This window comes from Pseudomonas sp. TH31, assembly GCF_016650815.1.
In the GTDB taxonomy this organism is placed as follows: Bacteria; Pseudomonadota; Gammaproteobacteria; order Pseudomonadales; family Pseudomonadaceae; genus Aquipseudomonas.
Genome location: NZ_JAEKEZ010000011.1, coordinates 1 through 13,206, shown reverse-complemented (window position 1 = coordinate 13,206; position 13,206 = coordinate 1). Strand labels below are relative to the sequence as shown.

General features: G+C 53.3%; 7 protein-coding genes and 2 pseudogenes. 5 read left to right on the top strand and 4 right to left on the bottom strand.

Annotation, left to right across the window (positions count from 1 at the left end):
- Nucleotides 1–1,093: 1,093 nt before the first annotated feature.
- Nucleotides 1,094–1,918 (top strand): inositol monophosphatase family protein, encoded by an 825-nt coding sequence (locus JFV26_RS09350; RefSeq protein WP_201191720.1) that lies wholly within the window; start codon nt 1,094–1,096, stop codon nt 1,916–1,918.
- A 22-nt stretch (nt 1,919–1,940) separates the two neighbouring features.
- Here the strand turns inward: JFV26_RS09350 and JFV26_RS33360 are convergent, their stop codons facing one another.
- Nucleotides 1,941–2,231 (bottom strand): aldehyde dehydrogenase family protein, encoded by a 291-nt coding sequence (locus JFV26_RS33360; RefSeq protein ID WP_242487777.1) that lies wholly within the window; start codon nt 2,229–2,231, stop codon nt 1,941–1,943.
- Between the two features lie 586 nt (nt 2,232–2,817).
- A complete protein-coding gene (locus tag JFV26_RS34140) occupies nt 2,818–2,946 on the bottom strand; it encodes a hypothetical protein (protein ID WP_274610336.1) in 129 nt (42 codons plus the stop codon).
- 1,433 nt (nt 2,947–4,379) lie between these two features.
- Here JFV26_RS34140 and JFV26_RS09335 point away from each other — a divergent pair.
- Nucleotides 4,380–5,608: pseudogene (locus JFV26_RS09335) on the top strand (RHS repeat domain-containing protein); the annotation flags it as partial.
- Between the two features lie 714 nt (nt 5,609–6,322).
- Here the strand turns inward: JFV26_RS09335 and JFV26_RS09330 are convergent.
- Complete coding sequence (locus JFV26_RS09330) at nt 6,323–8,011, bottom strand: BBE domain-containing protein (protein WP_201191716.1); 1,689 nt, start codon at nt 8,009–8,011, stop codon at nt 6,323–6,325.
- A 487-nt stretch (nt 8,012–8,498) separates the two neighbouring features.
- On the opposite strand from JFV26_RS09330, the pseudogene JFV26_RS09325 reads away from it, so the two are divergent.
- The 3 genes and pseudogenes from JFV26_RS09325 (at nt 8,499) to JFV26_RS09315 (ending at nt 11,695) form a co-directional block, all read left to right on the top strand.
- Nucleotides 8,499–9,043: pseudogene (locus tag JFV26_RS09325) on the top strand (lytic polysaccharide monooxygenase auxiliary activity family 9 protein).
- 47 nt (nt 9,044–9,090) lie between these two features.
- Nucleotides 9,091–10,557, top strand: coding sequence for a carbohydrate-binding protein (locus JFV26_RS09320; protein ID WP_201191714.1), 1,467 nt, complete (start codon nt 9,091–9,093; stop codon nt 10,555–10,557).
- 115 nt (nt 10,558–10,672) lie between these two features.
- The gene (locus JFV26_RS09315; protein WP_201191712.1) at nt 10,673–11,695 is read left to right on the top strand and encodes an IS110 family transposase; all 1,023 of its coding nucleotides are present in this window, start codon (nt 10,673–10,675) and stop codon (nt 11,693–11,695) included.
- Between the two features lie 921 nt (nt 11,696–12,616).
- Here the strand turns inward: JFV26_RS09315 and JFV26_RS09310 are convergent.
- Nucleotides 12,617–13,206: glutathione S-transferase N-terminal domain-containing protein (locus JFV26_RS09310; RefSeq protein WP_201191710.1), on the bottom strand; the 590-nt coding region annotated here is incomplete at its 5' end.

The window sequence follows — 13,206 nt, the reverse complement described above, 5'->3', positions numbered from 1 at the left end:
CCTGATTTATGCCAACAGCAATTTGTGGAAGCCCTTTGCTGCGACGAATCGTCTTTACGGTAATCCCGAAGGATTCTTTGAGATCCATTTGCTGATCCGCAAAAGGCACGATAAAGCCTTGCTGCGGGATAAAGAGCTATACGCTATAGCAATATTTGCATTTTTCTCACGTTGAAATGGTTTTAGGAACGAGTGAAGAGTGCTCATCGCACCCATAGCGGGGCAAGCATTTGCGGATACGTGTCCTCTGACAGCGTGTCGGAAATTTTCGGTAAATCCTGTTCGAGGTGGCTAGCGGAGAACAGTATTCGTGATCGCTTTCTCTTTCGAAGATCCAGTTCGCCGAGCTTGTAGCTCGCAACCGATGTTCGATACAGAACTGCGCTTTGATCGACGTCTACTCCAGTGAAAGCCACTATGCTTTCAAGCTCTTCTAAAGCCCAGGCGCTACGCCCACTTATAGAAGGGGGACACATCATGTGAACGTGCCTGACCACGACGTCCTCAGCTGTTAAAAGATAGTGTCGCAGTTCATACGCACACTCGACCACCGCCGCGCGGTTCTGTTGCCCCGTTCTCATCGACGTAATGGTGGCAATGAAGCAGAGCCCTTCTATTTCGCAATGAGTCCAAGTTCGTACCTCTTTATGCTTACGGTCGAAAAGGAAAATCACTGAGCGCTCCGATGTGGTGCCCGAAAGGGTCCAATATTGCTGAAGGGGTAAACTATATATGCTATAGCAATATTTTGGGTGCCGCATTTCCTTTGGTCGCCATACAGTTGGTGGGGCTGTCTATCTTCCCATCGCACGTCTTGGGCAAAGGCAGTCGTGCAATTAATTTCTTTGGAGGTCATGATGAAAGGTAGGCGTAAGGTCATAAGCCATAGATGGTCATTGCGGGCTCAGATTGAGGTCGAAGCCAGTCGCGCTCTGGCTAAGAGGTCAAAAAAATCGCACACAGATTTCTCGATGCGGCTTTGGCGTTTGGCAGAGATTTTGAGCCTACTGGACGGCTGGCCGGCGACTTGTGTGGTCATACCGACGAGGAAAATTACATTCCTCTGTCCAGTTTTGATGTGGCAGCAAGTCCCGTGCGAACTCCAAACCTTTCAGTGCTACTTACTCTGACAATTGAGGTCGTGATCCGTGCAGGTCAGTTGCTAATCGCCGAGTGGGCGAGGGTAGGCGGACCCCGAGGGCAGGGTGATAAGGCCAGTGTGGACCTGGAAATCGAGCATTTACTGCGCCAGCAATTGCTTGAGCTCTTTCCTTGCGACTTCAGGGGCGAGGAAACCGGTCATCGTCTGACTGGAAATTCGTGGTGTTGGGTCGTCGATCCGAACGATGGCACCAGTGACTTCCTCAACGGGCTTAAAGGTTCAGCCCTTTCCGCTGGCCTGCTATACGAGCAAACGCCTGTTTTGGGTGTAGTGTTCGCGCCGGTTACTGTCGAAGGTGTTCCTGATTGCATAGCTTGGGCTGAAGGGCTGGACAACGTGATACGTAATGGAAAGCAGGTTAGGACAAAGCTTTCGACCAAAACTCTGTCGGGTGACGAGTTCGTAATGGTCAGTGCCGCCGCGATCAATAAACCAGAGACTAATGGCGAGCTGTGCAAGCCAGGTATATTTGTGGCGATGCCCTCTATCGCGTACAGATTGGCCAAAGTCGCCGCAGGAGAAGGTGTCTGCGGCGTTTCTTTGTATCCGGTTTGCGCACATGACGTCGTAGCAGGTCATGCGTTGTTGAGAGGAGCAGGCGGCGTGCTGCTCGATGAAGCGGGGCAATCCATTACTTATGTTGCTGAAGCCAGTATGCAAACAGTATCGCGACGCTGTTTTGGTGGGGCGGAGTCGGCTTGCCAAATCTTGGTCGCCCGCGACTGGGATCGCATTTTCACCGAAGCATCTCGCTAACCGGCTACGCGGTAACCGGAGATCAGGCGTGCGCCACCGGCGACGGCGCCATTGACCCATTGACCCATTGACCCATTGGCTCAGCGGTCACTTTGCATTCGGCGATCCTCGGGCCGACGTCAGTACGCGGATCAGTCGGGTCATCGGCCACCGTGGCATCGCCCAACTGGCCCAGGCGCTCGGCGACCCGTTCGGTGATGCTGCGGTGGCAGAAAATCCGTTGCACGCTTACGCAACCCTGTCCGGAGTGGAAGAACTCGCCACGGGCGATACTCGGCAGAGCGTCATTGAGGTCGTTATCGACGGCCAGCATCACCGGTGCCGCGCCACCGTGCTCCCGCGCAACGGGTGTGCGAGGCTAGGGTCGAGTGAAGCACCAGCCCTCCGGCGCCGAACCGATGAAACTGCAGAAGCCTCCCCCGTGGGTCGGATACCAGTTTGCCGATGACGGCATTGTCAGTCGGCAGCACCAACCTTTGGGCAGGCCGCCTCGAACAAGATATCGACCATTTTGCTCCCTGACAGCGAGGCTCGCAGAGTACTACACGGGCTTTCGGCAGGGCCTAGCCGGGCAATGTGTTCGGTGGTTTTTAGCGGCACACCGACGGTGCGAGCCGTCTCAATCACGCCGGTGAAGTGACAGCACATGGTGCTCCATGCGCTTAGGGCATGCGCTCCCGGTCCGGCCGAGGGGGCTTCTGGCCTGCACCGCGGGCGGCGGATCCCAGCCAGTGATCGCTGGCGGTTCGCGTTTTACTTAGTGTCCGAGGCCGCGTGGTGCGGCGCGGCTGTTTCGATGATTTGCCGGCCGTAAGTCGCCCTCTCATCCATTCACCTTCCTGCTTCCGCCACCGCACACAACCATAGCGTACCTGCTTGCCTTGTGCGCGATTGCGGGACTAGCCATGCAGTTGCCCCGCCACCTCTTCTTCAGCCGCGCTGCGCACACGCTCCGGTGATGATCGCAGCAGGTCTTTCGGACGGTTGCCTCCCAAGAAGTGATTGCTCGAAGCGAACCAGAACGCCATGCCCCAGCCGTCCTTTTTTCGCTAAGCACTTTGACCACTGCGCCAAATTCGGCGGTGGGCCGCTGTTCCGTTGCGTCACCAAACGCGAACACTGGAAAGTACTCCTGGCTCCGGTCGCTCATGCTGATGAGACGGCCGTCGCGCAGCCACGCCCGGAGGCCTGCCGCGAGCGCTGCAGGCTCGAGCCCGGTGAGTTGGGACAAGCCCGTCGCAGTGACCCAGTCACCGCCTTGCAGGATCAACTGCCGCGCCTCCGCTAGCATGGCCGCCTCCCTGAACAAGGTGCGCGGGGTCAGTGTGCCGGGAGCGCTGAGGTCTGAGGCAGGCTCCTTTGAATCGGCCACTGCCTGGGGCAGGGCGCTGAGAAAAACACGGTTCAAGACCTCGAGACAATCAAGGTACACGTCTGTTGCGTGCCCTCTCATTGCGGGCAGTTCGATGTGGAGGTGAATTTCGTCCGCCTGTTCAGACGCCGGCACGTGTCCGTCTGAACCGCGGTAGACCTCGATTTTCTTTGTAGACATGCGGTCTCCTTGAAGGCCGGCGATGAGGCTTACCGACTGTATCGAACGATAGGCGTTTTGCCGTGCAAGGTGTGTTGGCGTTGACTAAACACCGACCACCGCCGAAGCGGCGAATCAGCGTGCGGCGACACCCTGACCCTGACGTTAGCAGGTGTTGGGTCGGTATGGCCCCTAATGCTGACGCCGCTACCGGAAGGAATCACCCATGCCAATGAGATGAACCTTCACCGGTCGCTCGCAATCTACGCCGTGAAACCGCCTATGGATGTTGCTGCTTCAGTCGCGCCCACGATGCTCTATTTGTCTCCGCCCGACTAATGCCTCTTTTATCGATCTGGGCGCATCCGTCCTCAGGTGCGGTCGAGTTGAACTGGCGACCCGCCAGCCCAGTCTGCGTACCCCATCCTTACACCCTGTCGCATCGGACAGCTGCCGGTTGTGGGACGTTTGGGAGGTGTTGGGCCATCGTGTGGCGTGACCGTGCGGCGTTTTATACGCGTAGGAGGCGAGCGAAAAAATGTGAAGGACTTGAGTCTCACGAGTGTTACACGCTGGCCTGTAAGCCTTGCAGTTGCTGAGGTGTGGTCAGAACAATATGTGAAAAAAATGTGAAGGCTGTGGCGGCATTGAGCCGGTTCGTGTGTCGAAAGCTCACCGAACGAGAGCATTCGTTTCACCGCAACGATCGTCCGAACCCTTTGTGGGTCTTCCAGCCGTTTTCGCGGTAGCCCGACAATCGTGCCACCAAGCCCTTCATTGAGCTAATGCCTAGAATTTTAGGCGCAACGAAAGATTTAACCTTGTAGCGCCCATATTTTCGGACGTTATCCGCTCGCGAGCTAGGTGTCGTCAACCACAAGTGTTGGGGGAGGGCGTCCGCTGAGGTCGCACCATGGAGTGAAAAGGCTACTGGCCTACGAATACGACCTTCAAGACTGCCTGATCGCCGAGCACCAAGGTTGGGGAACCCTGCGTTACGAGTACGACCAACTCGGCCAACTGATCCACTGTCGCTTGCCCGACGGTAGCAAACTCGACTATCGCCACCAATCCGGCGGTCGCCTGAGCAGCATCGACCTCAATGGCTCGCGTTTGACCACCCACCAGTACAGCGCCGGTCGCGAACATCAGCGCCAGCAAGGCTTGTTGGCTCAGTCAATATCAGTATGACGAACAAGGCCGACTGCAAGCTCACAGCGTCAGCCAGCAGGATCGCAACCTGTTTCAGCGTCGCTATGCTTACGATGCCAACGACAATCTCGCCGGCATCGATGACAGCCGGAAAGGCAATCGTAGCTCGTAGCTATCACTACGACCCACTCGACCGACTGATTAACGTCCGCGGCACGACACCGGAAAGCTTCGCCCACGACCCAGCAGGCAACCTCCTCGGTCAAGGCGACCAGACGACCGCGAACCTGGCCAACGTCAAAGGCAACCGCCTGCTAATGCAGGGCGATCGCCATTACGACTACGACGCCTATGGCAATTTGAGCCGTGAGTGCCGCGGAACCGGGCAAAAGCTTGTCACCGAATACCGCTACGACTGCCAACACCGCCTCATCGGCGTCAGCCTCCCCGGCGGCAGCATTGCAAGCTACAAGTACGACGCCTTTGGCCGTCGTATCGCCAAAACCGTCGATGGTCACACCACGGAATTCCTGTGGCAAGGCGAACGCTTCATCGACGAAAGCGCCGACAACCGATATCGCAGCTATATCTGCGAACCGGGCTCCTTCCGCCCCTTGGCGATGCTCGACGGCGAAGGCCCACTCAAAGCCGAGCTGTACTACTACCAACTCGACCACCTCGGCACCCCTCAGGAGCTAACCGACTACAGCGGCGAGATTATGTGGTCGGCGAAGTACCGAGCCTATGGCAACCTCGCCGCCCTCGACGTAGCGCAAATCGACAACCCACTGCGCTTCCAGGGTCAGTACTTCGATGCGGAAACGGGCTTACATTACAACCGATATCGCTACTACAATCCGGGTACTGGACGGTTTCTGACACCGGACCCGATCAAGCTTGCAGGTGGGTTGAACAACTACCAGTATGTGCCTAACCCGACGGGGAGGGTGGATCCGTTGGGGTTAGCTTCTAATGAGTGCGACCCTCCCGAGGTAGACTCGAGTGGCCGTCCGAAATCTAGTCCTCACTACAGCGTTGCTTATGAGGCTACATTGGAAAAAGACGTCCACTATCCTGGAAGACGCGACCTCTCTCACTTCCAAGAGGACAATAAACAGCTTTATAACTCTATGAATAGTGATCCGGTTTATAAAAATCATATGGAAAGCTCGTATCCCGGAATTTACGATAAAGTCAGCCCAGGTCCCAAAGGCGCACATGCATGGTCAAAACTACATCCTCTTTTAACTTGGCATCATGACGCCTATCGTGAGGGGGGTTGCAACTTATCCCAACGGCTCAGCACAGATCCGGAGGAGTGGTTGCTGACGTGCTACATCCAGGTCAAAAAGGTGGGATGGAGCTTTGGGGCGACGGTCGAAAATAAACGGTGAACCAAATGGAAAAGATTAAATTCGCTGATGTTCAGTTTTCAATCAGCGCTGACAAACACGGCACAGTTGGTGACGTTGTTTGCGCTGTCGAATCTGTGGATGGCTCGCCGACATTTACTGAGCAATGTAGGAGAGGGGCGCCTGTAATGTGGGGCATAGCCGCCGCGAGGTGCTCGCAGCGGCTAAAAAGACAGAAATGAGTGAGTGATCTGAGCGTTTTGGATCGACTCGCCACTTTCAAAATCAACGTTGGTCGAAGTCAACCAGAAACACATGACTACTTCAGACCATCCCTAGGCAGTGCGTGAAGTTGGGGATGTGTATCTTTTATTGTCTTTTATTGTCTCGTGCTAGCGGAATCGACATCTGGTGTCTGAAAAGGTTGTTAGGGTCTACTTGGTTTTTCAAGAGTATTAATTCCTCTACCAATCCCGTGTTTCCATAGTAAAGTTCAAGCCAGCTATCATTAGGCGTACCGCTTACCAGTAACATGTCCACATCTGGATAGTTAATGTAGCAGCCTTCATATCGCCCATCGACGCCAGGTCGTTTGTTAGGTTGATTTGCGTGGACATCTTCGTAGATTTTACTGATCCAGGCGAGTTGAATATTATCTTGAGCTGGATCAGTCCAGTACGTTTGATATTGAGACTTTAATAAAGACTTGCGTTGCGGTACAGCGGTGTTCCCTTGGCCAACGCTATTAATTTTTCCACCATAAGAGTCAATTTGGACAAGCGATTGGCTGAAGGTCCCATCGTCGGAATGGGCGCAGAGATTGTTATAAAATGCATCGCATTCTTCGTCTGTAAAATTATCCACTTGATAGGCGGATTTGTATTTTCCTCTCTGATTGTTCCCAGACGCATTAATCATCTGGGTAATGTAGAACCAATCCATAAGAAGCCCAGGCGACGCTTTGGTGATAGCGCTACCAGCCATGCTATGGGGTCTTGGCGCGATGTTTGGTAATACGAAGCCGTCATATAGTTTGCCGTGACCTGGTGCTGCACTGTTTATCTCGGAGAGAAAATCGTTAAATGGCGCATCTCGTTCATGATCGCCCACCATGCCATCGCGTCCTGTGTATTGGATGGCCAAAATAATTTTCGGATTGGAGTCGATGTGATTCAGTTTCAGTAGGGTGAAAAGACCACCGTTTGCTTTTGATAAGATATTGGAGGTTGCGTCGGAATCATTTTTGGCGAACCAGCCGTAATATCCGCGCAGAAATTTTCTAAAGCTGATTCGATCGAAGTCCGCCCACTCCCAAGAGAGGGTTGTCCAGTAAGCTTTTTGTGGGGCGTCGGGTAGGTCGTTGAAATAGTATCGAATAATTATGCCAAAATTACCGCCGCCCGCCCCGCAGCAAGCCTTGAAAAGCTCGCGATGTATTTTAAGTTTTGAACTCGGGCTAACATGAATAGGGGTTAACGTCTTTCCGCTATTGGCGGGGTCCGGAATCAAGATGTCCGCTCCTGTTACCCAGTCGACGGTCAACCCCTGAAGACGAGACAGTAAACCGTATCCGCCGCCGCTAATATGGCCACCGAGCCCTACGGAATAGCACGAACCGCCAGGTATTGTTTTGCCATTCTGTTTATACATTGCCACATAACCATCCCAGTTCTGACTGCCTGTGAATGCGGCGTATTTATAATGTGTGGGGTTGTTGCTGTCATGTTTATATAGAGGCTGGATTTTACCATCAGTATCATGAGAAAAGCCTTTAAGTTCGCCCACGTCAATAATTGCCAGGTTTTCGTTGTTTAGCTGATTCGATACGAAGCCTTCATAGCAATGCGCTCCGCTCCTCACGGTGACTCGAAAGTCTTGCGATAGTGCTTCATTCGCAGCGTCTAGTATTTCTTCTGGTGTTTTGCATACGTAGATTCGCTTGGCGCCCATTCCGGCGTTTGGGGGCCAGCGAAGATTAAAGCCTTTCTGTAGGGTTGAAAATGTCTTGTTGTCTTCAGTTATTGTAATGAATTGCGAAGTACCTTTTTTTGTATTCATGGTTGTGCGCCTCCTTGCAGTAAAATTATGCGCCATGTTTTGCAAAAATTTCCTGATGTTTTTGCCCAAGCGGAGTAGTAGTGTCTGCCTCACTGGGGAACTATCTCACCTTAGCCGAAATTTTCATGCTGTCCATGCTTCTTGCTTGAGGGACTAAAGTTATATTTCTCTGGATCTATATTTCGAAAGGTTATAGGTGCTTGTCCGTTTGGTAGTGCCATCTCCTCTGTTTGTTTGGGCGGAGGAGGTGAGGTGGCGGGGTGGTGGGAGAGTTTGCCGGCCTGTGTTCTTCTGCTTTTGTAGTTGTATTTATTTTTTACGGTGGACAATCCAACACGTTGCGCTAGCCTGAAAAATCTCCTCTAGAGAGGAGTCAATTAATCAAAGGAATGAATCTGATGAATAAGCCAGAAACCAAGCCTCAACTGAAACATGGTCGTGTGATTTCCCCCCGAGCCGTACTGCTACTGCTACAGACGAAGGACTTATCCGTGACTGGCAAGCTAATGAAATGGAAGGCGGGAAGAACTTCCCATCATTGACTGCTGGTCCATTCCCCAAGCCTTATGAAACGGATAATGTGAGCTTGGTACCGCCAGCGGATGGTTATATCCTCAGTGGTGGCAGGGCCGATGCCCGCGATTGCGTTAACTTCACCAACGAGGAAATGAGCGAAAAGCTAAATCGCCCATTTACCTGGCCTCTGTTGAACGTCGATCCGGGCCAGATATTTCATGTCAAATGGGAATATTCGATGCCTCACGTCACTCGGGGTTACAGCTGGTTCATTACCAAGGATGGCTGGGACCCGAAAAACGTATTAGCCGTGCGCAGCTTGAGCCAAAATCTTTCTATGATGATTTTTATACTCATGTTCCGTACTATGACCACGCCGACGAAATGGAGCCGAAAGTTGAACATGAAGTAAAACTTCCTACAGGCAAACAAGGTCACCATGTCATTGTCTTGCTTTGGATTGTTGCCAATACCGGTAATGCGTTTTACCAAGCGTTCGATGTGGACTTTAAATAACAACGGGTCATGTACGACTCCTAGCACAGTTCTGAAGGAATAGAACAATGTCTAAGATTGATTTTTCATTACTGAAGTCTAAAGTAAGTGATTCAGCATCTTTGATGCCTGGTATTACCAATAAAAAAATTCTGATGGGTTTCTGGCATAACTGGCCCGCCGGCCATAGTGACGGCTATCAAGGTGGACAGTTCGCCAATCTCGATCTGGTGGATGTACCCAAAGACTACAACGTTGTCGCAGTGGCTTTTATGAAAGGCCAAGGCATTCCTACCTTTAAACCCTATAACCTCTCCGACGACGAGTTTCGTCGTCAGGTGGGTGTGCTGAACAGCCAAGGAAGGGCTGTGTTGATCTCGTTGGGTGGTGCCGACGCTCATATCGAGTTGCACAACGGAGATGAGCAGCCACTGGCGAATGAAATCATTCGCTTGGTTGAGGTCTACGGTTTCGATGGGCTGGATATCGACCTTGAGCAAAGCGCCATTGATTTTGCTGACAACAAGACGGTGTTGCCTGCCGCCTTGAAACTGGTGAAGGATCACTACAAGGGCGAAGGGAAACATTTCATCATCAGCATGGCGCCTGAGTTTCCCTACCTCAGGGGTGGCGGCAAGTACGTTGGCTACATTCAGGCGCTCGAGGGGTACTACGACTTCATCGCGCCTCAGTACTACAACCAAGGTGGCGATGGTATCTGGGTTCAGGAGGCCAATGGCGGTCAGGGCGCCTGGATTGCGCAGAACAATGACGAGATGAAAGATGATTTCCTCTTCTATCTGACCGAAAGCCTGGTAACTGGTACTCGGGACTACATCGCCATTCCTGCGGAAAAATTTGTCATTGGCTTACCGGCCAACGTTGACGCCGCAGCTACTGGCTACGTGATTGATCCCGCGGCGGTGGTAAATGCTTTCAAACGTCTCGATGCTGCCGGCCATCCCATCAAAGGACTGATGACCTGGTCGATCAACTGGGACGATGGCGTTAGCGCGCACAATGTCCCCTACGATTGGGAGTTCTACAATCGTTACGCTCCGCTGATTCACGGTGAGATAGGTATTGGTGACCGGCCAACGGCTCCGGCGAATCTATCCTGCAAGGACGTTACCGAAACCAGCGTGGCCTTGAGCTGGGGAGCCTCAGTCGGTCCCCGTCCGATCGAGACGTACACGTTGTACCGAAATGGGACTGCAATAGGTCATACAGCTGCCTTGATGCTGAAAGACTCGGGCCTGACGCCGAACACGCAGTACAGCTACTTTGTCACTGCAACAGACTCTTCAGGGAAGGAGTCGCTTCCGAGCAAAAGCCTGAGCGTTAGAACCGCTGGAGACATCACCGATCCAGAGTACCCTGAGTGGCAGTTGAACCACCGGTATCGCAAGGAGGATGGTGTGACTTACGAGGGCAATAGGTACTTGTGCCTGCAAGAGCACACATCGAACTCAGGCTGGACACCACCAGTGGCCTTTACCCTTTGGTCGAAGGTCGCAATCCAACGTCGCGCTTAAAGCTGTATTTGAAGCCCGGCAGAAATGCCGGGCTTAATGAGATGGTCAGCCTGACCGAGAAGCCCTGCAGGTTTACGCTTGCAGGGCTTTTCTCGTTTTCAGCAGAGGATCTCTCATGAACACGATGACGCTTCTCGGTATCGACATTGGCAAACACAGTTTCCACCTGCATGGCCAGGACGCCAAAGGTCATCAGGTGTTACGCAAGAAAACCAACCGCGGCCATTTGCTCAGCACATTGGCCCAACTACCGGCCTGTACCGTGGTGATGGAGGCGTGTGGCGGTGCCCATTGGCTGGCTCGGCAAATCGGTGCATTGGGCCACGAGGTGAAGCTGATCGCCCCGCAGTACGTCAAACCGTTCGTCAAAGGCAACAAAAACGACTTCATTGATGCCGAAACGATTTGCGAGTCGGCGAGCCGCCCCGCGATGCGCTTCTGCTCGATCAAAACCGAAGAGCAGCAAACGCTTTCAGCGCTGCACCGTGTCCGTGATTCATTGATTGGCCATCGCACCGAAGCGGCTAATCAGATCCACGGTTTTCTGCTGGAGTTCGGGATCAGCCTGCCCATTGGTAGCACTGCGCTGAACCGCGTGCCGGCGTTGCTGGACGACCCACAACATCCGGTTCCATTACGCCTCAAGGCCGTGGTGATGCGCCTCCATCATCAAATTCAACAGCTGAATGATGAAATCAAGGACATCGAGTCCGACCTGAAACAGCAGTTGAAAGAAGACGATGCCGGGAGTCGCTTACAGAGTATTCCTGGCATCGGTCCCATCACCGCCAGCGCGGTATTGGCGGATGTGGGTGATGCATCGAACTATCGCAGTGGACGCGATTTTGCTGCATCACTAGGGTTGGTGCCGAGGCAGTATTCAACGGGTGGGAAGACGGTGTTGCTGGGGATCAGCAAGCGCGGTGACAAGCACATACGCCAGCTGCTGGTACAAGGCGCGCGATCCATCATGCAGCATATCGATAAGCGGGAAGACGCCCTGGGGCCTTGGGTTCGAGAACTGCTGACACGCCGACATTCCAATGTCGTGGCGTGCGCGCTGGCCAACAAACTGGCGCGAATCGTGTGGGCGGTACTGGCCAAAGGCGGCCAGTACGACCCACATCCGAACGCTTGAACGTACAGCTTTACCACCGGCTTTTGCGACGTCACTGACTGATGACAGTAAACGGCAAACGGCCCGACTGAGAACCTGGCACAAAATTCAGCTTTAGAGGCTGAGGGCTTTTTCAGGACCGTCGGGAGCGGCTACTCATCGGGGGCCGAGCGTTGTTGACGCAACGCTCACAACGAGCCCGGATACATTAGCGCAGGCCAGCTTTACCGAAAACAGCCAAAGAGGTTGCAGGAGATGGGCTGACCATACATTCTTTGGGGGCGCCAGGCATGGCGCGTTGCGCGTAAGCGCAACCAGCTTGGCTGTGGTGGCCACGCTGGTGACTTGGAGGTGAAAGTCCCTACCCAACAAAATCCGCATTAGCATCCCACCGCTCTTTTTGACGATTGACGATCGCTAGGTGTAGTGGCTTGCAATCGAAAGTGGTCATGCTTGCAATATACGCAATTTTTGGCTCAGATTAATTGCGACTGACGGGCTCCTCGCGCTCACATTAGCTGCGACTGAGCTTGCATTCAGTGGCGCATGCTTGCATTCCATTTTCACTTGCTCACATTAACTGCAACCAGCTGCTTGGGGAGTGACGGCACAGAAAGCGCACGTCACCCGACGCCTGTCTGGATAGCGATGAGCGCTTAACGAGGTTATGCTCAATGGAGCAGCCCTTGTAGTGCTTTTTTTCCGTTTTTTGAAGCTGCCCCTGATAGCTTGTGTGTTATCAGATATATCTATTTGTTTGGCATTCAGATGTCAGCCGCAAAAGGAAAACGGCTAATTTAACAGAGTAGGTGATTTCGTCAGAAGGGCCGTTTGTAAAACGGATCGCGTTTAATAGGCGGTGCTCGCTTTAAATTTAGCTCCAATGTGAGGGTAATCAATTTACGGGTGGCCACACGCAGTTGTTTGCCACCACCAGGGAGTCTAGTCAATCAGTCCTTCTTGCTGCGTGGCTGCCATGACGCCCGGATCTGCCCGCATACGCTGAACGAAGAGCGGCAGATGAACCAGTCCACTGAGGTCTACTTCCTTGATTCTAGCCCAGCGCAGCGTGACGAAAAGATAAGGATCCGCAAACGATCGATGACCTGCCAGCCATTCTCGATCGGCCAGCTGGTTATTCAATTGTTCGAATAGGCTTCGCAAGCGCAAGCGAGAGTGTTTATGAAGTTCTTCGTATCGCAAGGTGTCGTCAAGGTAGCGTTCGGGACGGACGAGCGGCTTAAAACTTTGATGCACGTCGGAATTGATCAGGCCTAACCAGCGGTTTACTTCAGCGCGCCCAAGTGGCGTCCCATCGCCGCCAAGCCTCTGGGCAGGGAAGATGTCGGCAAGATAGTTCAGGATCGCTACGTTCTCGGTCAGTATCCAGCCATCATCAGTCTGTAGCGCCGGCACAACCCCGCCAGGGTTGATCTCGAGGTACCACGTTGATCTCAGCTGACTATGGACGACTTCCTGAGTTTCATAGGGCTCGCCGATCCATTCGAGTAGGATGTGTGACGCCAGTGCGG